Origin of the sequence: Embleya australiensis (assembly GCF_051903075.1) — a bacterium.
GTDB lineage: Bacteria > Actinomycetota > Actinomycetes > Streptomycetales > Streptomycetaceae > Embleya.
Map to the genome: position 1 here is coordinate 587,620 of NZ_CP182423.1, position 24,013 is coordinate 611,632.

A 24,013-nucleotide genomic window follows, 5' to 3' on the forward strand; every position below is an offset into this window, starting at 1 on the left:
TCATCCCCGAATTTCGCGACCCCGACCTCCTCGCCCGTATCTGGCCCGACCTGACCTGCGCACCGTCCGCCACGACGCGACCGTCGAGATGATGGGCGCCCAGGACGAACGCGCCGCCCGCGAATCGCGCGTATCGAACTGCCCGCCTACGTCCCGCAACCGGTGTCGGCTCCCGACCGGGCTGCCGAGCCGGCGCCCCCCGAGCCGGAGATCGCGGCCCGGCGCAACCACCCCGGGTAGGGCCGTGGACGGCATCAGGGCCGGCTCGGGCGCGGCCAAACGGGCCCGGGGCCGGGCCGTGTTCCTTCGCGCCGCTCGACGAGGAGGGTGTTGAGTGCGGCGCGCAGAATCGCCGTGTCGACGTCGAGCAGAATCGGCAGCTTCACCGGCGGCAGCGGGCCGGCGGCGCCGGCGCGCTCGACCAGCACGTAGCTTTGCGGTGCCCGCCCCGCGGCGATCCCGGTCCGGAACTCGGTCACCTCCTCCCACGCCACGACGCGCCGCCCGCGGACCGCGATGCCGTCCGCGTCGACCCGCAGCCGCACGCGCGGCACAACCAGCAGGCCAATCCATGCGACCACGGGCACCAGCAGCACCGCCACAACCGGGACGAGCACCTTCGGCATGTCCGGATTCGGACTCGCGAACGACCCCGCCATCGCCGCGAGCAACGGCACCGTGCAGCCGGCAATGGCCACGAGGGCCTTCGTGGAGGTCCGCGCTTCAAACGCGCCGTCGCGCCGAACACCATCGACAACGCGACGCATCGCTTGCCATTCGTCCAGCGGGCCGCGCTCCATGCCGCCACGCTACCGGCACCCTGAGGCCTCCCCTCGTCCGTCCCCGCTCACCGCCCCCTGGTCGCCGACGCCACCTGCTCCTTGAAGCGTTCGATCGTCCCGTCCCCAACGCCGAGCCCGACGCACTCGATTCCCTCGCCGTCGACCTCGACAGGGTGCAGCGCCACGGCCGACAGCGGTTCGTTCCACCCGACACCGTCTCCGCCGTCGACCGCCTCCGCCTACGGCGCGCCCCTCTGCTCATCGACGGACACCGCATCGTCGACCCCAGGCACGCACCCCGACCATGACGCCGAACGGCACAACGCAGGTCCGCGCGCCGAAACACGGGAAACCGGCACGTTCGTACGCGACGCGCGCCAAGCCCTCGACGAGGAGAGCCCCGACGCGCCGAAGCCGGCCGAGGCCTGGCACGGGAAACGCCTCGCGGCGTTGCAGACCGCGCTGTTGAAGACCGCGCACGAGAACATCGTGCGCACCGTCATCACGTTCCACCACCGCGTCGCCGAGGCCAAGGCGTTCGCCCTCGCACTGCCCGACGTCGGCCGGCGGCTGCGCGCCGAACTCTCCAACCGGACACCCACGAACGTGACCGTAATCAGGCCCGATTCCCTCGCGGCGCTCCTGGTCGACAAGGACATTCTCCCGGCCGGGTGGCGGCCGGTGTTCGAGCGCGTCGCGCGAGAGGACTTCGTCCCCGATCCCGGCCCTCGCCTTGCCATACGCGATCGCGTCGCTCTCCGGCTCCTGTCGAACGGAGTCGGCCCAGGCGGTCTCACGCCTCGGACAGCGCACCGCTGCCAAGGCGTCGGCGGTGTTTGCGCATGGACACCTGGGAGCCGCAGCCGGGAGTGCAGTACAGCCCTCTCCCATTGCGGGTGCGGTCGAGGAAACCGAAATGGCAGGGGGGATTCCGGCATGCCTTGATGCGCCCCCAGTCACTGCTCTGCGCGAACGTCGTCACCGCCGCCAGTACGGTTCCGAACACGCGCGGCACCCCCGCCTGCGGCGAGGCCAGCTCGACACCGCCGGCCGTGACCACCGTGGCCAGCGGGTAGAGCGAACCCACGCGTTGCAGGTGCCGCTCGGCACGCACCAGCGGCTCACCCAGGCTCTCCTCGTCGCCCGAGTGCGCAAGCAGCACGGTCACCAGGGCATCGCGAAGCTCGCGCGCGACCGCGGCGTCGGCGTCGGTCGCCACGGTTGCGCCACCGAACTCCTCGTACTGCGCCAGCCATGCCGCGAACGAGTCCCCGTCCGCGAACAACTCCCGCCGACCGGCCCCGTCCGAGCGGGTGTTCACGAATGCGAGAACGGTCTCCACCGCCGGCGTGACGGTGCGCGGGCTGTGTTCGGGGGATCCGGCTGCCGAAGTGGTCATCCCCCCACACTACCTCAGCGTGAGCGGCGCTAATCCGACTAGTGAGCAACCTCTTCGCGCGACTTCGCTTGACTCGTTGCGATCTATCGCCTTACGGTCGCAACATGACTGGGACATCCAACCACCAGGCCCACTCCCGCACATGGCTGATCACCGGCGCAACTTCCGGCATCGGCCGCGAACTGACGCTCCAAGCGCTGGAGAACGGCGACACCGTCGCCGCCCTTGCCCGCGACACCTCCTCCCTGGACGAACTCGTACCGGCGCACGGTGAGCGCCTGCTCCCCGTCCAGTCGGACGTACGTGACGAGCGAGCCGTCCGGGACGCAGTGGAACGCACGCTCGCACGGTTCGGCCGTATCGACGTCGTCGCCAACAACGCCGGATACGGACTGTTCGGAGCCGTTGAAGAGGCCTCCGACGCGCAGGCCCGCGCCGTGTTCGACACCAACGTCTTCGGAGTGCTCAATGTGCTCCGCGCTACGCTGCCGGTGCTCCGCGCCCAGCGGTCCGGGCACATCCTCCAGGGCTCGTCGGTCTACGGGCAGTCCGCCCATCCCGGCGTGGGTCTGCTGGCCGCCACCAAGTACGCGGTCGAGGGGCTGACGGACGCGCTCGTCGCCGAGGTCGCACCGCTCGGCATCAGGGTCACGATCATCCAGCCCGGGATGACCGCGACCCCCTTCCTTGCCAACCTCGATGTCGCGGCCGGCCTGGACGACTACGACCAGACGGTCCGCGTGGTGCAGAAGGGCATCGGAGAGCTGCCCGCGTCCGCGTTCTCCGCCGCGGCGCGGATCGCCACAGGCATCCGGACCGCGGTCGACAGCCCCAATCCTCCACTGCGTCTGGCACTCGGCACCTCAAGCGCCGCAGGCATACGCCCCGCTCTGGAGGCACGGATCGCAGACCTCGACCACTGGCAGCGTGTGACCGACGCCGTCGACAGGTAGTACGCGCCGTACACCACGGATCCCGCCGCGAAACTGGTCATGGCGCAGACGGGCATGCAACGACGATCCGCGCGTCGGCGGTGATCGCGGCGCGCGCCGCGTCGATCGTCCAGTTCTGCAGGTACCCGGCGGCGTCGAACGCCCACTCGTCCTGCGGGTAGCCGGCCATGAGCAGGTCCTCGCGCCCGAAACCGCGGTTGTCCCGACCGCGGGCGATCCGACCCGCCAACCACAACATCTCCGACCGGTGATGCGCCGAGCGATCGGCGGCCGGGCGCAGCACGAACGGCACCGCCAACACGCCCGCAGCGGACGACTGTCCCGCGTAACACACGCTCCCCCACAGTCCGCGGATCACCTCGAGCGTCGTCGCGGCGTCCGCCGAGCGCAGCCGTCGCAGTACCTCGGCGATCTCCGCGCCGGGGCCGAACACGTGCGGAAACCGCGACCACGGCCGCCGGGCCTGGATGCCCGGGTGAGCCCCGGCGACCGAGACGGCCGGCAGCTCGGTGTCATTGGTCCGTGCAACACCTGGTCCGACCGCGCGTCGCGTCTGCGCAGTGAGAGGGGACACACCCTTACTCACCTTTCGGTTGGCCGTGTCGTTGACCCGAGGGTGTGCCTTCCGGCTCGACTCGTGTGCTGTGCGCTGTGGGCCTACGCCAGGTCGCTCTGCGCCAATGACACGCGGGAGGGATGACAGCAGCATGGATGTGGGCCGACGGAACTCGTTGTTCCGACCCAGGCAGCGATGCACACGCCGGTGTTCATCCGGACACCGACCGACGATCGGGAGAGACGACACGCGGGCAGCGTGCGGGCGGACGAGCACCAGAACTCGGACCGCACCGGCGAGCTCAGGGGCGACAGAACACCCGGATTCCACACGGCTGTTGCGCGGCGGGTCGACGTCACCAACGACGGCCGACCCTCCCGGGTTCCGTGTCCGCGAGCGGCCTCGCGTCCGACGACGACACCCGCGTCTCGGACTGCGACCCGATGCGGCAGGAACGTGTTCACCCGCCGAACATCGAGCGCGGACAACCCACATCCACCGGTCACAGGGACCACCACACGGTCGAGAAAGGACCCATTCGCATGGCCGTCAAGAGCAGGATCCTCACGAGTATCGCCGCCACGGCGATCGCGGCCGGGTGCCTCGTCGGAACGACGAACACCGCGTCGGCGCAGCCACAGTCGGCCACGGCTCACCCTCGGCTGACCGCAGCGCCCTCGGACTGCCCCCCGGGCTACTTCTGTGGGTACAAGAACGCCAATTACAAGAACCTGGCGTTCCGCTACAAGGACTGCTACATGCAGGAGATTCCCGACGGGCTCAATAGCGGCGGCTCCTGGTACAACAACCAAACCCTCAACTTCACGACGGGCATGTACGGGAAGAGCAAGAACTGGATCTACACCACCCCGGGTGCGCCCTACGGCGATCCGCACGGCAACTGGGCCCCGGTCTGGTACATCCAGAACTACTGCTGACCCTTCCCGAAGTCCCCTCCCGACCCTCGACCGACTCGCGTCCGGCACGGCCCTCGTGGTCGACACCAAGCGCGGCGCACTCCGCTCGGTCACCGACTACGAGGACGTCTCCCACCCCGAATGGGCGGACCGAGTGGTCGCGGCAGTGCCGGGAGGCGGATGGCGGGCCCACCGGAACGACGAAGACCCAGACGGAACTCCGCCGACGGAACAGGTGCTCACCTGGCGAGGGCGCGCAGGTGTCCGTGTCGGGTGTGGAAGGCGCGGGCGGCAGCCAGGCCCGCCTGCCGACGGGCGTCGGCCGGGTCCCGGATCATGCCGAGTTCGGCCAGGGCGCGGGCGCGTTCGTGGTCCAGGATGCCGCGGTTGTGGTTACGGCGGCGGATCAGCCGTGCGGCCGGCGGGGGCGGGCACGTCGAGTCGGTGGTGTTCGGGATGTTCGGTGCGCCAGGTCCGGGCGGCGTCCAGACGGGACGGCCAGGTCTCCCGGGGCGAGGTGGCGTCGCCCGGGCGGGGTCGAGGGCGGTGAGCGCTGCCACGCGTTCGGAGGCCGCGCATCGGCCGACGGGCTCCGCGTCGGGCCCCGCTCGACCACACCGCCGATCTCCGGCAGTCGCGCGCATCGCCGGATGCCTGGCCGCGGGATGTTCGCGACGGGACGACGACCCTCCTCCTGCACGGACGCGCACATCATCATCGCCGCCGCAGGACCCTTGGCCATGGGGACGGCCCTTCCTCAGGATGGCAATCGGATGGGCAGCCATCCGCGCGGCAGCAGGCGCGGGACGCGGCGGATGAAGCAGGCGCTCGCCAGGCCGATGGCGGCGCCCGCGACGACGTCACTGGGGTAGTGGGCACCGGACTGAACCCTCTCGACGGCGACCACCGCGCCCGGCAGCGCACACAGGGCCGCAGCGGTCGGCCACGTGGGAGCGACCGCCGCCGTGAATGCGACGGCGGCGGCGGTGTGGCCGGAGGGGAACGACGAGGAATCGGGACGGTCGTCGACCTCGTCGTGCGCAATCCACTCCTTCGGCGGTCGGGGACGGTCCGCCAGGTTCTTGCACACGCCGTTCGCCACAACCTGTGCGGTCACGAGCGCCACCAACCCGGCCGCCGCCGCCACCCGACCGCGTACCCCTCCGACGATCGCCATCACTGTGGCTGCGCCGACCCACAGCTTGGAACTCTCCGCGACCTCTTCCACACCCGAGAGCAGCCTGCCCACCCCGGCGGGGATGCGTGACGCAGCCTCCTGCGTCCCCACACGATCACTCTCCCGCAACCATCCCGGCAACCTCATGTCCTGTGCATCCCCGCAGACCCGCCGGCTATCCCCGAGCCCGTCGCCACCGCCGACCCCATGGCGGTTGATCGTCGTGGACGTCGACAGTGATCGACGCCGATACCGTGTTCGGCGCTCCGCCCCCCGGTAAGCGTGCTCGGTGGTCCCGCCGGCCCGGACCCGCGCACCGTCCCGACGAGTCGACCACCGCCGCCGCGTGCCCATGGGACAACATCTGCCGGGGGAAGGAGCGGACGGCGGATTCTTTCCGGGAAAGTGCGCGCGAAACGCACAGGTTTCGGGGAATGCGCTCTCTCGGGCGGGGCAGGCGTGGGTCGGAGGTAAAAACAATGATTCCCCTTCTGGTCGTTCTGCTTCTCGCTCTGATACTTTTCGGTGCCGGTTTCGCACTCAAGGCCCTGTGGTGGATAGCCGTCATCGTCCTGGTCGTATGGGCTCTGGGCTTCGTATTCCGCTCCGCAGGCGCCGGCGGTCGGCGTGGCCGGTGGTACCGCTGGTAAACCTGCGGGGCACGGCGCACCACGGGCCTCCGAGCCACGTTTCGCCGTATCGTCAAAAGGGTGGGGGTGTGGTTCCGACCCGGTAATTCGGGTCGGAACCACACCCCCACCCTTCTCGCGTATGCACACAGGTCATCCCTCGATCGTCAGGAACCCTGAAAACGTCACGCGTCTCGAAATGAAAACCAACTCTCCGGGTATGGATAAAACAGGCCGGGACGGTCGTGAAGAATGCAGGGAGTCATTCGCACCTCCACACGACCGCCCCGGTCCCCGTGTCTTTGGACAGCGCACACCAGGGGTCCCCACGAGCCGAACGAGCACCCGGAGACCGACCCGGGCACCCCGCAAACCTTCGGCCGTTCCGACGGAGTACCAGCTACCTCGCGCACCGGCGGGCCCTCGTTCCAGGGCGCGGCCGGCGGAACTCACCCGAACGGGCGACCCATGGCAAGTCCACGCGCGGGCAGGAACACAGCGGGCGCGGCACCGGGTCCTCGGGGAAGAACGACCCGATGCCGCGCCCCACAACGTCGCCAAGGTCATCACGTGGCCGTGGGCCGGCGGTCAAGGCAACGAAAAATGGTGCCTGACGCCCGGGCCCAGAGGATACGCCTACCTCTGAGGTCGGGGGCGGTCGACGCCGGCCTGCGTCGACGGATCCTCGACACCCGACAAGGCGGTGGGTCCGGGGGGGTCAACGCGCGGCCCGGACCGCCGTCCCCGTGGCGTCCGGACCGCGCCCGCCCCGGCGGTTGCCGGGCGCACAGCATGACGCGAGTTCCCCGAGAGCGAGACGCGCTTGCGCGAAGTCGGCGGGACATGCCTTCGTCCCGGCGTCGGGTCCAGGCCGTCCGTCATCACCCGCGGCGAGGCGTCGTTGTCCACAATCTCCTCATCCACCAGCGGAATCAGACCCGAAAACACCACGCCCACAAGCGCGTTCGCACTCGAAATCCGCACATGATCACGGACTCACCGTCCGTTACCACCGAGTGGTAAGACAGAACCGTTCGATGCACAGACCCTCCACCCATCCCCGCCGTGTGGCCTCGATCGCCGGCCGAACAGCTCGGCCGGCGTTTGAGGCCGTATGGCGGGGGCGGAGGGCGTGGTTGGTCAGGCTGTGGGGATCGGGGGGTTGTTGCGATGGTGGGCGAGATGGGCGTGGAGGGTGAAGCCGGGCGCACCCGCATCGGTCGGATTCACGGGAGTGCCCGCGCTCAGGAGTTGCCGGGCCGCCACGTGGTCGGTCGGGCGGTTGATCGACTCCACCGCCTGCAGTTCGCCCGCGCGGAACCGTAGTACCGAGAACGCGTTCGGGTCGTCGTGACCGAGTATCACTTCGGTGTCGGGAGCCTCGGCGAGGCCGGCAATGTGCACGGTGGTCGCGAACTGGTCGCTCCAGAACCATGGGGGCTCGGTGTAGGCGCTCGGCGTCCCCGTCAGGCGCGCCGCCACCGTCTCGGCGTGGCCGACGGCGTTCTGTACCGACTCCAGGCGCCGTAGGTTACCCGAGCGCACCTGCGGGAAGGCCGCACAGTCGCCGATAGCCAAGACGTGGGGATCGCTGGTCACCAGGTGGGCGTCGACGACGATGCCGCCGTTCACTCGCAGGCCGGCCGCCGCCGCCAGATCGGTACGCGGAATCACTCCGATGCCGGTCAGCAGCAGGTCGGCCGGCAGGCGGTCGCCGTCGTCGAGTTCGACCTCCGCGACACGACCCCGGTCGTCCCCGTGCACGGCGGCAACGCCTCGGCCGAACAGCAGCCGAGTGCCCTCCCGGCGGTGCAGCCGGGTGACGTATTCGGCGGTCCGCGCGGAGACCATCCGGGTCAACGGGCGATCGAGGGCTTCGACGACGGTCACGTCGCGACCCGCCCGTCGGGCCGCGGCGGCGAACTCCAGGCCGATGAATCCGGCGCCGACCACCACCGCGTGTCGGGCCGCGCCGAGCGAGGACCGCAGCGCGTCGGCGTCCCGGACGGTGCGCAGCGTGTGCACGCCGCGCAGTCCGGAGCCCGGTACGCCGAGCGTGCGCGGGCCGGCCCCGGTGGCCAGGACGAGGTGGTCGTATCGGAACACCCGGCCGTCGACCAAGCGCACGGTGCGGGCGGCGGGGTCGATCGCGGTGGCCCAACCTGCGACCAGTTCGATCGAGCGGCGCGCGTAGTAGCTTGCCGGCCGCAGCCGAAGCCCTTCCTCGTCCGTCTCACCGTGGAGGTACGACTTCGACAACGGGGGCCGCTCGTAGGGCAGTTCACCCTCGGCGTCGATGAGCACCAGTCGCCCCTGGTAGCCGTGCCCGCGCAGCGAGGCGGCCACCTGGTAGCCACCCTGCCCGGCACCCACGATCAGCACCGAGTCGATCATGTGCGCCATCACTTCTGCCGCTCGGGCAGGTGCACGATCAGGCCGTCCAAGGCCTCGGTCACCTTGAGTTGGCAGCTCAACCGGCTGCCGGGGCGACGCGGGCAGGCGGTGAAGTCCAACATGGCGTGCTCGTCGGCCCGGATCGGCTCCGGCTTGTCGAGCGTCGTCTCGTCGACGTAGACGTGGCAGGTGGCGCACTGCAGGTTGCCGCCGCACATGGCGACGATGCCGTCGATGTCGTTGAAGACGGCACCGCGCATGACGCTCGTACCGACCGGGACGTCGATGATGTGCTCCGTCGTATCGACGGCGACATAGGTGATTTCGGGCATGGCGGAACTCCTCGAGGGCGTCCGGGTGTCCGGGCGCGCAACAGGGCGCGGGACCACGGAACGCCGGTCGCATGAGTGGGAATGTGTACGAACCGTGCCGCCGACGGGTGCCGCAGAGCGTGTTCCCCCGCCGACCCGCCGTCTCGTACCGACCGTTCGGGCACGCGACGCCCTGGGCCGGGAAAACGGCAACGGGTCGGACGATAGCGCAGCGTCCCGGGTCGCGCCAGGGTCGGTCATGGGCGTCGGCGGCGGTCAGGTTCGTTCGCGGGGTGTCCGAGGGCCGGGCCGACGATGCGTCATCAGCGGCCTGCTGACGGTGAACTCCCGGAAACGGCGGGCGGCTTCGGAGTGATGGGCCTTCGGGTTCCAAACCAGCTCGAGCACTCGCCGGCAGTTCGGCGCGGCCACGTGTACCCAGGCCACCGGGACGTGGGTGTCGGTGCCGGCCGTCCGGGACATCGCCGGGATCAGGCCGATGCCCAGTCCGGTGCTGATCATGTCCTGGCTGGCCCCCGGCTCGTCCCCCTCGCAGGACAACCGCGGGGAGCGTCCCTCGGCCGCGAACAGGCGGTCCAGCAGGGTGCGTTGCCAGTGGCCGCGGCGGGTCGTGACGAACGGCTCGTCGGCGATCTCGGCGATCGTCACGCTCTCCCGGCCGTCCAGTCGGTGTCCGCGCGGGACGGCGAGCAACACCTCCTCGCGGAGCAGTTCCACGGACTCCAGGTCCGGCCCCGCCAGTGGTTGCGAGGCCACGCAGTAGTCGACCTCCCCCGCGCGCAGTTGGCGGTTCATCTCCTCCACGTTGGATTGGAAGAGCCGCACCTCGGCACCCGGAAAGGCGGCCCGGAAGCCGCCCATCAGGTGGGTGACGGTCAGCAACGTCTCGGAGGCGACGGCGACCCGGCCGAGCCCGGATTCCCGGGCCTCCCGCAACGCCCGGCGCCCGGCGTCCAGTTCGCCCAGCGCCCGATCGACGTGGGCCAGGAACACCGCGCCGTACCGGTTCAGCCGGATCCGCCGGCCCTCCCGGTCGAAGAGCGGCGTACCCAGTTCGGCCTCCAGGCGGGCGATCGTGCGACTCAGCGAGGGCTGGGCGACGTTCAGTTCCTCGGCGGCGCGGCTGATGTGCTCGAGACGCGCAACGACCCGGAAGTGGCGTAGTTGCAGCAAATCCACGGTTGACCTCTGTTGATGTCCGACGAGTCATCAATACATAGCAAAACCGGTCTTGGATTGCATAAGCAGAGGTCGCCTAGCGTCGTCGGCGGGTTCGTCGCACAGCCGGCGGGTGGCAACGCCGGCCGGCTGCATACGCGAGGCGAGGAACCCGTCCGCCGTCCGCCGTCCCCGTTCGCCGATTCGGATTTCGGTTCGGTTTTCGGTTCGGCTTCCCGACCGACTCCCCTACCACCCACCGTCCGCCGCCCCGGAGGCCGATCGCCCCCAGGAAGGTCGCATCATGAGCGCTGTGGACCTGGCCCGATTCCAGTTCGCGGCCACCACCAGCGTGCACTGGCTGTTCGTCATCCTCACCATGGGACTGGTCCCACTGGTGGCGTTCATGCACACCCGGGCCGCGTACACCCGAGACCCGGCCACTCGCGCGATGCGCGAACGCATGACCCGCTTCTGGGGTCAGCTCTACGTCGTCAACTACGCGGTCGGCATCGTGACCGGCCTCGTCATGGAGTTCCAGTTCGGACTCGGCTGGAGCGGGTTGAGCAGGTTCGCCGGCAACGTCTTCGGCGCACCACTGGCCCTGGAGACCCTGATCGCCTTCTTCGCCGAGTCCACCTTCCTCGGTATGTGGATCTTCGGCTGGGGTCGTCTGCGCCGCGGTGTGCACGTGACGCTGATCTGGCTGGTCGCGCTCACCGCGTACGCCTCGGCGTTCTGGATCCTGATCGCCAACGGCTTCCTCCAACACCCGGTCGGCTACGAGGTACGCGACGGCACGGCGCACCTGACCGACTTCGGCGCGCTGCTCACCAACGCCAACGCCCTGGTCGCGCTCGGCCATGTCGCACTGGCCGCGCTCACTGCCGGCGGCATCTTCGTGGCCGGAATCAGCGCTTGGCACTTCGCCAAGGGTACCCGGGAGACCGCGTTGTTCCGCGGTTCACTGCGGCTGGGCGTGTGGGTGGGCATGCTCGCGTCGTTCTTCGTCATCATCGTCGGCAACCTGCAGATGCCGGTGATCCGACGGACCCAGCCGATGAAGGCCGCCGTCATCGAGGGCGGCGGAGTCGGCGAGGAGCAGGCCCGGTTGGTCGCCCGGTACGGTCCCGGGGATTACGTGCCCTGGCAGGGCTGGGTGCGCAACGCGATGGATCTGATGACGATCCTCGGCAACACCGTCTCCACCGTCATGTTCATCGCGGTCTTCCTGCTGCTGAAGGACCTGCTGGTACGCAAACGTTGGCTCGCCTACCTGATGACCGCGATCATCCCGCTGCCCTTCATCGCCTCCGTCGGCGGCTGGGTGGTGCGCGAGATGGGGCGCCAACCATGGCTCGTGTACGGCGAGTTGACCGTCGACGACGCGGTCTCCGACGTCGGCACCGGGTCCCTGGCGGTCTCCTGCGCGCTGTTCGTCGCCATCTTCGTCGCCCTGGCGGCGACCAACTGGACGCTGATCGCCCGCTTCGCGCGGCGCGGCCCGGACGGCGCCCAACTCGGCGCGGACGACCCACCGGGCGAGGATCCGCGCGACGCGGGTGGCGCGGAGGCCGGGCAGGCGATCGCGGTGTTCTGAGGACGGCGATGGATCGTGAATCGAGACGGACTTCCCCGCTTCCCCGGCCGTCTTGGCCGTCTTGGCCGCCTTGGCCGCCTCGGCTTCGCCGAACTCGTCGGCCCGGCCTTCCCGGCCTTCCCGGCCATCCCGACTTCCCCGATGTCCTCGACTTCGACGATTTCCCCGACCCGACGGAAGGTTGTGCCGCATGAGCCTGGAGATCCTCTGGCTGGCCCTGCTCGGCCTGCTGCTCGCCGGCTACTTCGTGCTCGGCGGCTACGACTACGGCGTGCAGATGTTGTCCCCGTTCCTGGGTGGACGGGGCACCGATCCGGTCGGCGGTACCGCCGACCCGGTGACGCATACCGACCCCGCCCCGGATACCGTCCCCGGTCGGCACAACGCCGCGCTCGACGCGATCGCCCCGTTCTTCCTCGGCAACGAGGTGTGGCTCGTCGCCTTCGCCGGCACGATGTTCGGCGCCTTTCCGCATCTTGAAGGCAACCTGCTGTCCGGCCTGTACCCGCTGTTCGTGGCGATCCTGGTCGGCCTGGTGCTCGGCAACGCCGCGGTCCAGTTGCGTGGCCGCTCCAGGGATCCCGAAGCGCTGCGCCGATGGGACGTGCTAGTGGTGCTCGGCGGTGTGCTGCCCGCCGTGTGCTGGGGCATCGTGGTGGGCCTGTTGCTGCACGGCGTGCCCCGCCGGGCCGACAACTCCTTCCACGTCGGTGTCGGCGACGTGTTGGCGCCGTTTCCGCTGATCTGCGGCGTGGCCGTCGCGTTGCTCTTCGCCGGGCACGGCGCGGCCTTCGTCGCACTGCGCTCCGACGTCGAACTCGCGGCCATTGCACGGCGGTTGGGTGTACGTCTGCTGGCCGGGTCGGGTGCGGCGAGCGGCCTGGCGCTGGTGCTCTCACTGCTCGGGGCGGGCGCCTCGACGACGAGGACGACCACGTCGGTGGTGCTGTTCGGGCTCGTCGCCGTCGCCCTCGCGGCCGGCCGGCGGTTCCTGTCCCGGGGCCGCGACGCCCTGGCGTTCACCGCCACCTGCGTCGCGACCGCGCTGCCGGTACCGCTGATCGGGGCCGGCCAGTACCCGTACCTGCTGACCGCCTCGTCCGGCGCCGGGATCACGGTCCACGACGCCGCCGCCGACCACGCCACGCTCGAACTGCTGATCGGCTTCGGAGTGGTGATCTTCCCGCTGATCCTGGCGTACCAGACCTGGAGTTGGTGGGCGTTCCGCGGCCGTACCGGGATGCGGCACGCCGGCTACTTCTGACCGTCGCCGACCGGCCCCACGACCCGCGGCGATCCGTCCGCGCCGCACGATGCCCCCGGAAGTGAGCACGGGATGAAGCCGATCGAACGCCGCTTGTGGCGCGAACTGCCCCTGGTGCGAAGGTACTTGATGACCTCGACCGGACTCGCCCTGCTCGGCGCCGGGCTCGTCGTCGGTCAGGCCGACCTGCTCGCCGGCCTCCTCGCGGACGGCTTCGCCGGACAGGGTGCGCACTCCGGCGGTCTCGTCGCCCTGGCCGCCGTCCTCGCCCTGCGTGCCCTGCTCGCCTGGGCACGCGGCGCCCTCGCCCAACGCGCCGCCGCCGAGGCCGAGCACGCCCTGCGCGAGCGCCTCGCCGCCCGCCTCCGGCGCACCGGCCCCCACCGCCTGGCCGCCCGCCGGCATGGTGAGACGGCCACCCTGCTCACCCGCGGCCTCGACGCCCTCGATCCGTATTTCACCGGCTACCTGGCCACCAGGGCCGCCTGCGCCGTCGTTCCGCTCGTGGTCGTCGGGTGGTTGTGGTGGACCGACCGGACGTCCGCGCTGATCGTGGTGATCACCCTCCCACTGATCCCGGTGTTCGGCGCGCTCGTCGGAATGCACACCGCCCGGCGCACCGCCCGGCAGTGGCGACTGCTCGCCCGGCTCGGCGGCCACTTCCTGGACGTCGTCGCCGGCCTGCCGACGCTGCGCGCGTTCGGTCGCGAGCGTCATCAGGCCGCGGTGGTGCGGGAGATGGCCGACGCCCACCGGCGGGCCACCATGCGGACCCTGCGGGTGGCGTTCCTTTCCTCCCTCGTCCTGGAAACGGTCGCCACCTTGTCGGTGGCACTGGTCGCGGTACCGGTCGGTCTGCGTCTGTCGGCCGGCGAACTGGACCTGCGTACCGCCCTGGTCGTCCTCTTCCTCGCGCCCGAGGCATATCTGCCGCTGCGCGCGGCGGGCGCGGCGTTCCACGACAGCGCCGAGGGCATCGTGGTGGCCGAGCGGGTCTTCGCCGTACTGGACGAAGAGGAACCCGCAGCGGCGCGTACCGGAGCCGTACACGTGCCCGCGGTCGGGCCCGTACCCGTCCCCGACGCCCGGACCGCGCGGTTGTGCCTCGACGGGGTCACCGTCCGTCGGCCCGACCGGGCCACGCCCGCGCTCGACGACGTCTCGCTGACCGTCCACCCCGGCGAACACCTCGCCCTGGTGGGACCGAGCGGCGCCGGCAAGTCCACCCTGATCTCGCTGTTCCTCGGCTTCACCTCCCCCGGCGCGGGGCGGGTCCTGGTCGGCGACGTCGACCTCGCCGCGCTCGACCCCGACGCGTGGCTCGCGCGGATCGCCTGGGTGCCACAGCGCCCGCACCTGTTCGCCGCGACCGTCGCCGACAACATCCGGCTCGGCCGCCCCGACGCGACCGACGCGGAGGTTCGCGCGGCCGCCCGGGCCGCGTGCGCCGACGGTTTCACCGAAGCGCTCCCCCAGGGCTACGACACGATGCTCGGCGAACGCGGCACGGGGTTGTCCGCCGGGCAGCGGCAACGCATCGCACTGGCCCGCGCGTTCCTCAAGGACGCGCCGATCGTGCTGCTCGACGAGCCGACCGCGCATCTCGACCCGGTGAGCGAGGCCGCCGTGACCCGGGCGACCGTCGACCTCGTCCGCGGACGCACCACGATCGTCGCCGCGCACCGCGGGAGCCTGCTGCCGCACGCCGACCGGGTCGTCACCGTCCACGCGGGCGTACTCGGGCCGGCCCCGGCCGCCGGACGGCCGGTGTTCACATGAGCGCCGTCGCCTCCCGCCCCATGGTTCGTGTACTGCGCCCCCTCCTGCCGTACTGGCGCCGCCTGTTGCCCGCCGCCCTCGCCGCCGCCGGCAGCGAACTCGCCGGCGCCGCCCTGACGGCCACCGCCGCCTGGTTGATCACCCGGGCCGCCGAGCGGCCGCCGCTCTCCGCCGTCGCCGTCGCGATCGTCGCCGTGCGTGCCCTCGCACTCGGCCGGGGCACCCTGCGCTACGTCGACCGCCTGCTCGGCCACGACGGTGCGCTGCGCGCCGTCGCCGGCTTTCGCGCGCGGGTGTACGAGTCGCTCCTCCCGCTCGCTCCGGCCGGGAGTCCGGCGTTTCGCAGCGGCGACCTGCTGACCCGTCTGGTGCACGACGTCGACTCCGCGCAGGATCTGCTGTTGCGTGTGCTCATCCCGTGCACTGCGGCCGGCCTGGTCGCGGTGGCGGCCACCGGAACCGCCCTGGTGCTGTTGCCGCCGGCCGGGCTGCTGATCGGGGTGTTGGCGGCCGTCGCGGGCCTGCTCGTGCCCGCGCTGGTGCTCGTGCTCTCCCGCCGGGCCGGCCGCGCGGGGAAGGCGGTTCGCGCCGAACTCGCGGCGCTCACCGTCGATGTGACCGCCGGGGCGGCCGACCTCGCCGCGTACGGGGCTCGCGATCGTGCGCACGGGCGGGTCGAGGGCGCCATCACGCGGATCGCCGCCCTGGAACGTCGGGGCGCGCTGACCACGTCGCTCGCGTCCGCGGTGATCCTGATGTTCCAGGCCGCCGCCACGGTCGGGGCCGTCCTGCTGGGCCTGCGTGCCCATGCCGACGGACGGTTGCCCGCCGTGCACCTCACCGTCCTCGCGGTGCTCGCCCTGGTCGCCTTCGACGCCCTGGCCGGCCTGCCCGCCGCCGCCCGCCGACTCGCCGACGTGTGGGCCTCCGCCGGCCGCCTCGCCGACCTCATGGACACACCGCCGCCGGTCGCCGACCCCACGGACCCGGTCCCGCTTCGCGCCGACGGCCCGCTCGGCGTCGAGATCAACGACCTGCGGGTCCGGCACCGTCCCGACGGGCCCGTGGTCCTCGACGGCGTCAGTCTGCACCTGCCACCCGGCCGCCGGGTCGCCGTCATCGGCGCCAGCGGCTCCGGCAAGTCGACGTTGATCGCGGCGCTGATGCGGTTCGTGCCGTACGAGGGCGGCACCATCCGGGTCGACGGCCGCGAGCTGCGCGAGTGCGCGGGGGCCGACATCCGCCGCGTCGTCACCGGCATGACCCAGGACGCCCATGTCTTCCACACCACGATCGGGGCCAACCTGCGTCTGGCCCACCCCGACGCCACCGACGACGAGCTGCGCGACGCGGCTCGCCGGGCCCGGCTGCTCGACTGGATCGAATCCCTGCCCCACGGCTGGGAAACGGTGATCGGCGGGGACGGCGCCACCATGTCGGGCGGCCAGCGCCGACGCCTGCTCCTGGCCCGTGCCCTGCTCGCCGACCCGCCGGTCCTCGTCCTCGACGAACCCACCGAGGGCCTCGCCCCGGACACCGCGGCCGACGTCCTCGCCGACGTTCTCGACGCCACTCGCGGCCGAACGACCCTTCTGGTCACGCACGATCAGGCCGCCCTCACGGCCGTGGACGAGGTCTTCGACCTCACGGGCGGTCGGCTCACCCCGGTGGGCGAGGGCTGGTCGGGGGTGGTCGCCGGGGCCGCACCCCGTACCCGGTGACGATCCCGCCGTTGTACCGACCGCCCGTCCCCGCCCCGGTGCGGTGGAGGCGGGGACGGGCGGCGCGCGATCAGGCCGCGACCGAGGGTCGCATCGCGCGGTACGCCACCACGGTGGCGACCGCCACCTGGGCCCGGCCCCAGCAGTCACACGAGGAACTCACGCTCTACTTCGGGCTCAAGGACCCGGTCACCAACGCCACATGCGACTTCTCCGGCGTGGCCTGCCGGTTCTGCCCCCGCCGCCGGCACGCGCGACACACGACATGACCGACCGATCCGACGCCGCACCGAGCGGGCCCTCGAACCGCGACACAGTCCCGCGCCGGCAGATCCCACACCCCGACCGCTCAACGAAGACCACGCGCCAGTGCGTGCCGATGGGTCAGGTCAGAAAGCGTTCGACGGCCTCGCGGGCACGGGCGTTGGAGGCGGCGGCACCGGCCAGCACCCGGGCCAGGGTCTCGATCCACTCGCCCAGGTCCACGTGGCGCCGGGAGAGCACGATGCCCCGGACCTCGTGGCGGATCTCCCCGACGGCCCGGCCCCCGTCCATCCGCAGCGCGAGCCGCTGCTCTCCGAACGCGACGTCCAGTTCGGCGACCGAACCCGCGCGCCCGGCCAGCCGTTCCGCAACGGAGCGTCTGCGCGTGACCCGCACGGCACCGGGCGGCAGCCAGTCCGCCAGATTCGCCGACAGCACGTTGGCGTAGAGGTTCAGGTCGGCGCTGTCCCGGCGCAGTGCCGCGGCCAGCAGTTCCACTTCCATCTCAGGCATCGAGGCTCAGCACCATCGTCGGCCGGTCGATGACGTGGTCGTCGCGGAGCGGACGCACAGCTGTCCCGATCGCGAAGAACTCCGTGGTGTGCGACCCCCAGGTATGCGAGTGCTGCTGCAGCCGGACCGCCACGATGCCCTCGGCTTCCAGAAGGTTCGCCTCGGCCTGCATGCGGCTCATCGCCAACTCGCGCGCGTTGTAGAGAGCCTGGGTGAACGGCTCGATCTCCACGTTGCGTCCCGCCGTGTTGAGCACTTGGCCGAAGCGCTGGTGTGCGACGTGGTAGACACACGACCCCATGACCATGTCCAGCGGCGCGTATCCGGCCCGGATCAGTGTCCAGAAGTCCTGGCCGGACAGGTCCGAGGTGAACGGCTTGCCCTTGTTGTTGAGCCACGTCCCACCCGGCCCCGGGTCCGCGCCATCCGCCTTCACCGCTGTGCCGACCGCGATGAACTCGGCAATGTCCGAGCCGAAGTCCGCGAATTCGATGGCGAGCCGCACACCGACGATGCCGTCGGCCCCCAAGACGCTCGCTTCCCCCTCCATCCGGCTCATCGCCAGTTCGCGCGCGTGGTACATGGCCTGCGACAGCTTGGTCAGCTCCTGGTTCTTCGACCAGCGTGCGAGCTGGATGCCGACGTGGTAGACGGAGGAGCCGAGAACCAGGCCGAGCGGTCGGAATCCGGCCTCGCGCACCAGCAGGAACTCGTTCACCGTCAGGTCGGAGGTGAAGAGCGAGCCCTTCTGCCCTGGTCGCAGCTGCGCGAGCCGCCGCATCGCGTCCTCGGACAGGCCCTCCGTGGCCGGTTGTACGGATTCCTCGGCCGGTTCACGCCCCGTTCGCTCGCTCATGTCGGCGTTCACGCTCCAGTCTCATGATGGTCGGTGTCCCAGGACCGGCGGGCTGCTCGGAGCGGCGGAACCGGGTTATCGAGGTGCCGACGAAGACCGCCTCCGCGATGAGGTCGCGCGACCTGTCCGACGAGGGGCACACGGTCTTGCGCACCGTCAACTCCAGATCGTCCATCACCACCCCCTCGCCACCGCATTTCGCGGCGTCGAGGGCCAGTTGTCGCCGTGCGTCCCCACGGGCCTGGTTGACCAGTCGGGTGTAGCCGTCGATCTCCTGATTCCCGGCGGCCCATACGATCCGGCCGCCACGCCAGTCGTCGTGCCGGGTCGCGATGGCGATGCCCAGGACGAGTTGGGTGGGGATCCATCCCGCCCGGACGAGCTTGGCGAAGTCCTGGCCGCTCGAATGTGAGGTGAAGGGTCGGTGCGGCCTGATGCGCGAGCGGGCCCGGACCGCGGTGCCCAGCGCGGTGAACTCCGTGCCCCCGGCGGGAAACCGGCCGACCCGCAGCTTCACCCCGACGATCCCGTCGCCGCCGAGCGCGCGACACTTCGCCACCGCGCGGGACAGTGCCAGCCTGCGTGCCTCGTACAACGTCCCCACCAACGGCGCGAAGGACGGCGCCCACCGCGAGGACGGCATGGGCGCGTCGCCGGTGGCCGACCCCACGCACCCGGGCAGCCCCAGACGCCGGTGTACCCGATGTTGAAGACGGCCGTGCCGAGGACCTGCCCGACCGGGTCGAACCCGACGCCCTTGATCGCGGCGAACTCCTGGGCCGACAGCGCCGAATCCCAGGCGTTGCCTCCCCGAAGCCCTTCCGACTCGTCGGCGGCGCCGCCCGACGGACCGGCGTCTCGCCCGTGCGCCATCGCTTCCCGTGCCATGAACCTCTCAGCTCACCGTACGGATCACATCGCCTGTTCAGCAGCGTATGACATCGATCGCCGAGGATCAGCAGCGCCGTCTTCGGGCCGCCCACACGCGGGTACGCCCGGCCACCCGCTTCTCGGTGACCGAGCCCAGACCGAGGCGCGCACGCACGCGGCCTCGGCCCCTACGGCAACCGGCCGCACCGACCGCCCGCGCGACGCGTCTCGTGAACACGCAGGGCACAACACGCGGAAGCGGGAAGCCACACGGCGGGAGGAGACGCGAAGGGCGGGAACGGCCGGGATCGCGGCTCGGGCCCGACGCGGCGATACCCCCTCCCGCCCGCCCTCGGGTGCCCTGACGGCGCGAACGAAGTGTCGGAAGTCTGGGCCGGGTTCGGCCCGTGAACCACAGCGACTCCCCCTGGACGCGTCGACCCGACAGGGGATCCTGGACGTCCTTGCGGGATGGTGCGAACACGTCGAACCGAGCCTGGTGTTCATCACCCACGATGTGGCGGCAGCGGGTCGGCTCGCCGATCGGATCGCCGTCCTGGACGGCGGGCGGGTGGTCGAACAGGGCCCCCGGCGCGGCGCGTCCTGACCGAGCCTGGGCACCCGTTCACCAGGATGCTGGTGGGTGCCTCGGGCGTGGAGGACAGGGGGTGAAAGACCCAGGGGGCCTGAAGGTTGCCCCCATGGGGGCGAACGACACAACGGCACCGACGCGCGTGCGCGCTCTCCTCCGCGCGATGGCGGGATGTCTGGGTTACCGTGACCACTATGTCGACGAAAACAATGCATTTCACCCATTACGTGGTCCAGTCCGGTGACACGCTCACGGTCATCGCGAACATGTTCGGGACGACCATCGATCAGCTGGTCAAGTGGAACAATATTTCCAACCCGAATCTGATCAATACCGGTCAGAAACTCATCGTCAACGAGTCCGACACACCGCACGACACCTTCTACACGGTGAAGTCCGGTGACACGCTCACGGCCATCGCCCACAGGTTCGGCACGACGATCGATCAACTCGTCAAGTGGAATGGAATTCCCGACCCGGACGTGATCAAGGTCGCGCAGCGGCTGATCGTCGCCAAGTCGGTACCGGTGCAGGCCTGAGGACAGCACGGGTGAACGGCGGTTGGCATGCCAACCGCCGTTCACCCGCAGCCGTTCGACGCGTATGCCAGGGGTTCAGCAGACGAAGTCCGCCGAGTTGGCCCAGAACGTAAGGAACGACCAGGTCTGCGGGCCGCAGATACCGTCGATGGTGATTTTCGCGCAGGTCTGAAATCTGCGCGTGGCGGCTTCGGTCACCGGACCGAAGATTCCGTCCTCCAGGAGTTTGGTCCCGGTCAACGAGTTGTTGAGGTAACACTGCTCCTGTTTGACCGCGTCCCCCGTGGCGCCACGCTTGATCGTGGGCCTGGTGTCGGTGAAATTGCAGGGCTGAGTGATGTCGCCGGGCATGTTCGGCTCCTTCGCGTGGCGCGGTTTGTCAGTCGCTCGGCGCGACAAGGGGGCGTCGCGCGTTCGGTTCGATCACGATCGCCGGCGCCCATCCCAGCGGAACACAGGGCGGTATGAACCGCATGTCAACGGCACGCTGCGAGGAGTGACCGGCAAGGGGAGCAATCCGGCGATGCGGCGAGCGCCTCGGGCGCCACACCATGTGCCGACGCACGCCTGCGCATTCCGTACTCTGCGCCAATCGTGGTACGAACCCAACCCAGCCGCGTCGCTCAGCCTTCCGGCCGAGACGAGGCCGCCCCGCAGGGCATCCGGGTAACGGTCCCACCTCCCACCGCACGGTTTCGCGTAAGCGTGTCATCCCCGTTCCCCGGGGCGGGTGGCGTGGGCGGTGTGCAGGAGGTCGCGGGCCCAGCGGGCGTCGTGCAGAACGGTGATCGGCGGATCCGATTCCCTGGCGGCGGTGTATGCGGACCGGGCGTTGGTGACCCAGTGGGACGACGGCCGGCGTCGTCAGCGGCGACGGAACCCTCGGACACCCCGACACAGGCTCCTATGACCGGGTCCGGCTCACCGCCGCGTGCGCCGTATCCCCGTGGCGTGGATCGAGCCGGCGAGGCCGGGCGCGGTGATCGTCATGCCCTGGGGCACCGACCGCACCACCGGGGACTGTGCACTGCGCCTGGTCGTCGACGAGGAAGGACGCAGCGCGAGTGGGCCGTTCACGATGGCCACCGCGCTCATCTCGGCTCATCCGCGCACGGGGACGCGCTGTCGCGACAGCGCGCCGACGCGGTGCCGCGTTCCCCCGCCTGTTCGCCCCGCCCGCACGCGTCGTGTCTTCGCGACGGAGGACGTCATCCTCGTTCGCGCCTCCGCCGTGGACGTGGTGTCCGTCGCTGTCGGAAGGACCACCGGGACCGACCGGAACGTATTCGTGCAACGGCCCGTCCGGCGGCGCCGTCGAGCGCCTGTGCCACGGGGCGTGATCGGCGAATCACAACAACGCGACCAACGACCGGGGCCCGCAACCGATGTGCGCGCCTCACCTAAAGCCCCCGAGAACCCGGGGCCGGCCGTGGCCGCGATACTGGGGCACGGCTTCAGCGCCCTGGTGGACTCTGATCCGTTACCAAACTCTGACACATTGGCCAAGTAATTGACATTCATAATACCGCAGATAAGTCGCAGAATCACGGTCGTCGTGCAGCGCAGGCCACAGGCGATCCCGTTGGTCGCACTCGGAATGGCGATCCTCGGATTTCTCGTCACCATGGAGGTGTTCGCGCGTCGCTACGGTCTACCGGGGCCGATCACCAGCCAGGCACGCGAGATGATACTCGCTCCCCGTTCGGGGCAGCTGCTGTATGCCGGTTTGACGTTGATGATGGTGGTACTCACCTGGCGGCAACGGTTTATTGTTGTGAGTGCGGCAATCGGCATCGACATCGCCTTCTGGTTGGTGCGATCGATGGTCGGCGCCGAAATGAACTACGGCAACGGCGCGTTGTGGGTAATTTTCGGCTGTGCGATCTTTGCTCTCACGCGCCGCACCGGCCGGGAACGCGTCCTGATGCTGAAAGGCGCCGGGCTTGGGCTGCTGCTGGTGGCAGGCCACAAGACCGGCGCCACCTGGCTGCTCATCACGTCGGAGACCCGCCCGGCCGTGCTCGACCAGTATGTGGCGACTGCCGATCACGCACTGGGTGACCCGTCGTGGGCGGCCGGCCGGCTGGTCGCGGCCACCGACCCGATCAGCTCCCATGTCCTCGGTACCGTCTATGGTCAACTTCCCCTGGCAGCGGCCATCGTCGCGCTGTACCAACTTCGAAACGTAGTGGTCGAGCGCCGCTTCCCGGGCCATCATCTGGTGCGCACCTTCCTGGCCATCGGCCTGCTCGGGCCGAGCATCTACATGCTCTTCCCGGTGGTCGGTCCGGTCTTCGCCTACGGCCCCGACGGCGGGTCCTGGGCGGTGGCCGACCTGTGGCCGAACACGCCGCCGCCGATCGGCTCTCCACTCTCGATGCGGTTCGACGAGATCACCCCTCGCAACTGCATGCCCAGCCTGCACACGGCGTGGGCCACCATAATCTTCGTCCACTCGCGCAAGGGCTCGCGGTTCATCCGATTCGCAGGAACGTTCTGGCTGATTGCCACGCTCGCGGCCACGCTGGGATTCGGCTACCACTACGGCGTGGACCTCGTGGCCGGTGTGGTCTTCGCGCTCACGATCGAGACCGCGACGCGCTCGCTCGACCGTGGCTGGGATTGGCAGGGAATTCGTCTGGTCATCCACGGCGCGACGGTTTTCGCTGTGCTTCTGGTGGCGTACCGCTATCTGCCGATGGAGATGGCCGAATATCCGTGGGTGTTCGGACCACTGCTTATTCTGGCGATGGCCTCGGTCATCTACGCCTATGTGCAGACCACCAATGCGTGGGACCCGAAGGCCGCGCCGGCGGAGCATCTCCCCGCAGTACGCCAAGAGGTTCGCCGAGGCAGTTCGTGAGTGGAGTGCTCCGATCCACCGGGGCGACCGTGTCCAGAGCCTGGCGAAGCGGCGAGGTTCGTCGGCCGAACGGCTCGGTCGGCCCGGATGTCTGCTCGACGCCCGTCCTGCGCGAGCACGATGTCGTCGTCCACACGAAACGGCGGACCATCAAGTCGACCCAGGTCGATCGTCCGACCGTCGCGAGATCGGCCGGGCGCCGCCGGCAGCCGCCATGGATACGAGTCGAGCTCCGCGCCGAGATGACCACGGTCTCGGCGGCCACGACGAATCGGGGCTGCTGATCGCCGAGGGTGGGCTTCCACGGTGGACTGGTGATCGCACGCGGGCAGATCGCGGTGCGGTTGTCCCGGTCGAAGGTGAAGTCCGCCTTGGCGAAACCGGGTCGGTCGAGGGCGCGTGGATCGACCCGGATCGGGCCGGTCGGGTCGATGCCGTGCGTGGCAGCCGCGTGCCGGATCGTCTCCGCGCTGACGTAGCCGGCGTCGACCAGGTACTCGGCGGGGCCGGTCGGCGGGCGACGGGAGCCGTGTGGATGTCGTCGAGCGCCTCGATGTCCTGTTCCGCGGCGGGCGCGGTGGCGACGTTCGACGCGCCCGTGTCGCAGGTCTCGGTCGGGTGGGCGCGGTAGCCGACCCACGCGGCCTTGCCGGCCTTGTGGCAGAACCGGGCCTCGGAATCGTGCGGCGTGACGACCTCCATCGTCGACCAGGGCACCCGCGCCGATTCGGGATCGGGCGAACCGTCCGCAGCCGGGGCGGACGCGGCCCGAACTCGCGACGTACTTCACCGAAGGCGTCTTCCTCGCCCACCCCGGCAGGCCCCTGGCAACGCGGCACGAACGAGAACACGAAC

Annotated in this window: 23 protein-coding genes; 10 read left to right on the forward strand and 13 right to left on the reverse strand. The window is 70.3% G+C overall.

Annotation, left to right across the window (positions count from 1 at the left end; all coding sequences use genetic code 11):
• Positions 1–254: 254 nt before the first annotated feature.
• The 3 genes from ACMXN5_RS32885 to ACMXN5_RS32895 all read right to left on the reverse strand — a co-directional run bounded on the left by ACMXN5_RS32885 (position 255) and on the right by ACMXN5_RS32895 (position 2,181).
• Positions 255–800, reverse strand: a complete 546-nt coding sequence (locus ACMXN5_RS32885; protein ID WP_439678538.1) for a hypothetical protein — start codon at positions 798–800, stop codon at positions 255–257.
• Positions 801–1,040: 240 nt separating this feature from the next.
• Complete coding sequence (locus ACMXN5_RS32890) at positions 1,041–1,604, reverse strand: hypothetical protein (RefSeq protein WP_439678539.1); 564 nt, start codon at positions 1,602–1,604, stop codon at positions 1,041–1,043.
• Complete coding sequence (locus tag ACMXN5_RS32895) at positions 1,576–2,181, reverse strand: CGNR zinc finger domain-containing protein (protein ID WP_439678540.1); 606 nt, start codon at positions 2,179–2,181, stop codon at positions 1,576–1,578. Before ACMXN5_RS32895 ends, ACMXN5_RS32890 begins: the two co-directional genes overlap by 29 nt.
• A 104-nt stretch (positions 2,182–2,285) precedes the next feature.
• On the opposite strand from ACMXN5_RS32895, the gene ACMXN5_RS32900 reads away from it, so the two are divergent.
• Positions 2,286–3,134, forward strand: a complete 849-nt coding sequence (locus tag ACMXN5_RS32900; RefSeq protein WP_439678541.1) for an SDR family NAD(P)-dependent oxidoreductase — start codon at positions 2,286–2,288, stop codon at positions 3,132–3,134.
• Positions 3,135–3,171: 37 nt separating this feature from the next.
• On the opposite strand, the gene ACMXN5_RS32905 is transcribed toward ACMXN5_RS32900, so the two are convergent.
• Positions 3,172–3,567 carry a hypothetical protein gene (locus ACMXN5_RS32905; RefSeq protein ID WP_439678542.1) on the reverse strand — a complete coding sequence of 132 codons (396 nt, stop codon included), beginning with the start codon at positions 3,565–3,567 and terminating at the stop codon, positions 3,172–3,174.
• Positions 3,568–4,076: 509 nt separating this feature from the next.
• Here ACMXN5_RS32905 and ACMXN5_RS32910 point away from each other — a divergent pair.
• Positions 4,077–4,628 (forward strand): hypothetical protein, encoded by a 552-nt coding sequence (locus ACMXN5_RS32910; protein ID WP_439678543.1) that lies wholly within the window; start codon positions 4,077–4,079, stop codon positions 4,626–4,628.
• 218 nt (positions 4,629–4,846) lie between these two features.
• On the opposite strand, the gene ACMXN5_RS32915 is transcribed toward ACMXN5_RS32910, so the two are convergent.
• Positions 4,847–5,167, reverse strand: a complete 321-nt coding sequence (locus tag ACMXN5_RS32915; protein WP_439678544.1) for a hypothetical protein — start codon at positions 5,165–5,167, stop codon at positions 4,847–4,849.
• 197 nt (positions 5,168–5,364) lie between these two features.
• Positions 5,365–5,895: a phosphatase PAP2 family protein gene (locus tag ACMXN5_RS32920; RefSeq protein ID WP_439678545.1), complete on the reverse strand. Its 531-nt coding sequence runs from the start codon at positions 5,893–5,895 to the stop codon at positions 5,365–5,367.
• A 368-nt stretch (positions 5,896–6,263) separates the two neighbouring features.
• On the opposite strand from ACMXN5_RS32920, the gene ACMXN5_RS32925 reads away from it, so the two are divergent.
• Positions 6,264–6,434, forward strand: a complete 171-nt coding sequence (locus ACMXN5_RS32925) for a DUF5670 family protein (protein ID WP_380002274.1) — start codon at positions 6,264–6,266, stop codon at positions 6,432–6,434.
• Between the two features lie 1,119 nt (positions 6,435–7,553).
• Here the strand turns inward: ACMXN5_RS32925 and ACMXN5_RS32930 are convergent.
• The 3 genes from ACMXN5_RS32930 to ACMXN5_RS32940 form a co-directional block, all read right to left on the reverse strand.
• Entirely contained in the window at positions 7,554–8,807 is a 1,254-nt protein-coding gene (locus tag ACMXN5_RS32930; protein ID WP_439678546.1) for an NAD(P)/FAD-dependent oxidoreductase, read from the reverse strand.
• 8 nt (positions 8,808–8,815) lie between these two features.
• Positions 8,816–9,139, reverse strand: a complete 324-nt coding sequence (locus tag ACMXN5_RS32935) for a 2Fe-2S iron-sulfur cluster-binding protein (protein WP_439678547.1) — start codon at positions 9,137–9,139, stop codon at positions 8,816–8,818.
• A gap of 255 nt (positions 9,140–9,394) precedes the next feature.
• Complete coding sequence (locus ACMXN5_RS32940; protein WP_395795312.1) at positions 9,395–10,318, reverse strand: LysR family transcriptional regulator; 924 nt, start codon at positions 10,316–10,318, stop codon at positions 9,395–9,397.
• Positions 10,319–10,601: 283 nt separating this feature from the next.
• On the opposite strand from ACMXN5_RS32940, the gene ACMXN5_RS32945 reads away from it, so the two are divergent.
• The 5 genes from ACMXN5_RS32945 to ACMXN5_RS32965 all read left to right on the forward strand — a co-directional run bounded on the left by ACMXN5_RS32945 (position 10,602) and on the right by ACMXN5_RS32965 (position 16,930).
• Positions 10,602–11,897 carry a cytochrome ubiquinol oxidase subunit I gene (locus ACMXN5_RS32945; protein WP_439678548.1) on the forward strand — a complete coding sequence of 432 codons (1,296 nt, stop codon included), beginning with the start codon at positions 10,602–10,604 and terminating at the stop codon, positions 11,895–11,897.
• Positions 11,898–12,087: 190 nt separating this feature from the next.
• Positions 12,088–13,161 carry a cytochrome d ubiquinol oxidase subunit II gene (locus tag ACMXN5_RS32950; protein WP_439678549.1) on the forward strand — a complete coding sequence of 358 codons (1,074 nt, stop codon included), beginning with the start codon at positions 12,088–12,090 and terminating at the stop codon, positions 13,159–13,161.
• A 129-nt stretch (positions 13,162–13,290) separates the two neighbouring features.
• Positions 13,291–14,940 carry a thiol reductant ABC exporter subunit CydD gene (gene cydD / locus ACMXN5_RS32955; RefSeq protein WP_439678550.1) on the forward strand — a complete coding sequence of 550 codons (1,650 nt, stop codon included), beginning with the start codon at positions 13,291–13,293 and terminating at the stop codon, positions 14,938–14,940.
• Positions 14,937–16,661 carry a thiol reductant ABC exporter subunit CydC gene (gene cydC / locus ACMXN5_RS32960; protein WP_439678551.1) on the forward strand — a complete coding sequence of 575 codons (1,725 nt, stop codon included), beginning with the start codon at positions 14,937–14,939 and terminating at the stop codon, positions 16,659–16,661. The genes cydD and cydC overlap by 4 nt, the downstream gene beginning before the upstream one ends.
• Positions 16,662–16,774: 113 nt before the next feature.
• Positions 16,775–16,930 carry a hypothetical protein gene (locus ACMXN5_RS32965; protein WP_439678552.1) on the forward strand — a complete coding sequence of 52 codons (156 nt, stop codon included), beginning with the start codon at positions 16,775–16,777 and terminating at the stop codon, positions 16,928–16,930.
• A 115-nt stretch (positions 16,931–17,045) separates the two neighbouring features.
• On the opposite strand, the gene ACMXN5_RS32970 is transcribed toward ACMXN5_RS32965, so the two are convergent.
• The 3 genes from ACMXN5_RS32970 to ACMXN5_RS32980 are packed head-to-tail and all read right to left on the reverse strand — an operon-like array spanning position 17,046 to position 18,937.
• A complete protein-coding gene (locus tag ACMXN5_RS32970) occupies positions 17,046–17,438 on the reverse strand; it encodes a hypothetical protein (RefSeq protein WP_439678553.1) in 393 nt (130 codons plus the stop codon).
• Positions 17,431–18,294: a heavy metal-binding domain-containing protein gene (locus ACMXN5_RS32975; RefSeq protein WP_439678554.1), complete on the reverse strand. Its 864-nt coding sequence runs from the start codon at positions 18,292–18,294 to the stop codon at positions 17,431–17,433. Before ACMXN5_RS32975 ends, ACMXN5_RS32970 begins: the two co-directional genes overlap by 8 nt.
• Complete coding sequence (locus ACMXN5_RS32980; protein WP_439678555.1) at positions 18,272–18,937, reverse strand: heavy metal-binding domain-containing protein; 666 nt, start codon at positions 18,935–18,937, stop codon at positions 18,272–18,274. Before ACMXN5_RS32980 ends, ACMXN5_RS32975 begins: the two co-directional genes overlap by 23 nt.
• 1,013 nt (positions 18,938–19,950) lie before the next feature.
• On the opposite strand from ACMXN5_RS32980, the gene ACMXN5_RS32985 reads away from it, so the two are divergent.
• Positions 19,951–20,295 carry a LysM peptidoglycan-binding domain-containing protein gene (locus ACMXN5_RS32985; RefSeq protein ID WP_439678556.1) on the forward strand — a complete coding sequence of 115 codons (345 nt, stop codon included), beginning with the start codon at positions 19,951–19,953 and terminating at the stop codon, positions 20,293–20,295.
• 75 nt (positions 20,296–20,370) lie between these two features.
• Here the strand turns inward: ACMXN5_RS32985 and ACMXN5_RS32990 are convergent, their stop codons facing one another.
• Positions 20,371–20,646 (reverse strand): peptidoglycan-binding domain-containing protein, encoded by a 276-nt coding sequence (locus ACMXN5_RS32990; RefSeq protein WP_439678557.1) that lies wholly within the window; start codon positions 20,644–20,646, stop codon positions 20,371–20,373.
• Positions 20,647–21,892: 1,246 nt separating this feature from the next.
• Between ACMXN5_RS32990 and ACMXN5_RS32995 the strand changes: the two genes are divergently transcribed.
• Positions 21,893–23,158, forward strand: a complete 1,266-nt coding sequence (locus tag ACMXN5_RS32995; RefSeq protein ID WP_439681328.1) for a phosphatase PAP2 family protein — start codon at positions 21,893–21,895, stop codon at positions 23,156–23,158.
• Positions 23,159–24,013 lie beyond the last annotated feature (855 nt).

Excerpts from the sequence above, each read along its gene's own strand:
- ACMXN5_RS32885 (WP_439678538.1), bottom strand. The coding sequence starts at position 800 with ATGGAGCGCGGCCCGCTGGACGAATGGCAAGCGATGCGTCGCGTTGTC.
- ACMXN5_RS32895 (WP_439678540.1), bottom strand. The coding sequence starts at position 2,181 with ATGACCACTTCGGCAGCCGGATCCCCCGAACACAGCCCGCGCACCGTC.
- ACMXN5_RS32900 (WP_439678541.1), top strand. The coding sequence starts at position 2,286 with ATGACTGGGACATCCAACCACCAGGCCCACTCCCGCACATGGCTGATC.
- ACMXN5_RS32925 (WP_380002274.1), top strand. The coding sequence starts at position 6,264 with ATGATTCCCCTTCTGGTCGTTCTGCTTCTCGCTCTGATACTTTTCGGT.
- ACMXN5_RS32930 (WP_439678546.1), bottom strand. The coding sequence starts at position 8,807 with ATGATCGACTCGGTGCTGATCGTGGGTGCCGGGCAGGGTGGCTACCAG.
- ACMXN5_RS32935 (WP_439678547.1), bottom strand. The coding sequence starts at position 9,139 with ATGCCCGAAATCACCTATGTCGCCGTCGATACGACGGAGCACATCATC.
- ACMXN5_RS32945 (WP_439678548.1), top strand. The coding sequence starts at position 10,602 with ATGAGCGCTGTGGACCTGGCCCGATTCCAGTTCGCGGCCACCACCAGC.
- ACMXN5_RS32950 (WP_439678549.1), top strand. The coding sequence starts at position 12,088 with ATGAGCCTGGAGATCCTCTGGCTGGCCCTGCTCGGCCTGCTGCTCGCC.
- cydD (WP_439678550.1), top strand. The coding sequence starts at position 13,291 with ATGACCTCGACCGGACTCGCCCTGCTCGGCGCCGGGCTCGTCGTCGGT.
- cydC (WP_439678551.1), top strand. The coding sequence starts at position 14,937 with ATGAGCGCCGTCGCCTCCCGCCCCATGGTTCGTGTACTGCGCCCCCTC.
- ACMXN5_RS32970 (WP_439678553.1), bottom strand. The coding sequence starts at position 17,438 with ATGCCTGAGATGGAAGTGGAACTGCTGGCCGCGGCACTGCGCCGGGAC.
- ACMXN5_RS32975 (WP_439678554.1), bottom strand. The coding sequence starts at position 18,294 with ATGAGCGAGCGAACGGGGCGTGAACCGGCCGAGGAATCCGTACAACCG.
- ACMXN5_RS32980 (WP_439678555.1), bottom strand. The coding sequence starts at position 18,937 with ATGCCGTCCTCGCGGTGGGCGCCGTCCTTCGCGCCGTTGGTGGGGACG.
- ACMXN5_RS32985 (WP_439678556.1), top strand. The coding sequence starts at position 19,951 with ATGTCGACGAAAACAATGCATTTCACCCATTACGTGGTCCAGTCCGGT.
- ACMXN5_RS32990 (WP_439678557.1), bottom strand. The coding sequence starts at position 20,646 with ATGCCCGGCGACATCACTCAGCCCTGCAATTTCACCGACACCAGGCCC.
- ACMXN5_RS32995 (WP_439681328.1), top strand. The coding sequence starts at position 21,893 with ATGGCGATCCTCGGATTTCTCGTCACCATGGAGGTGTTCGCGCGTCGC.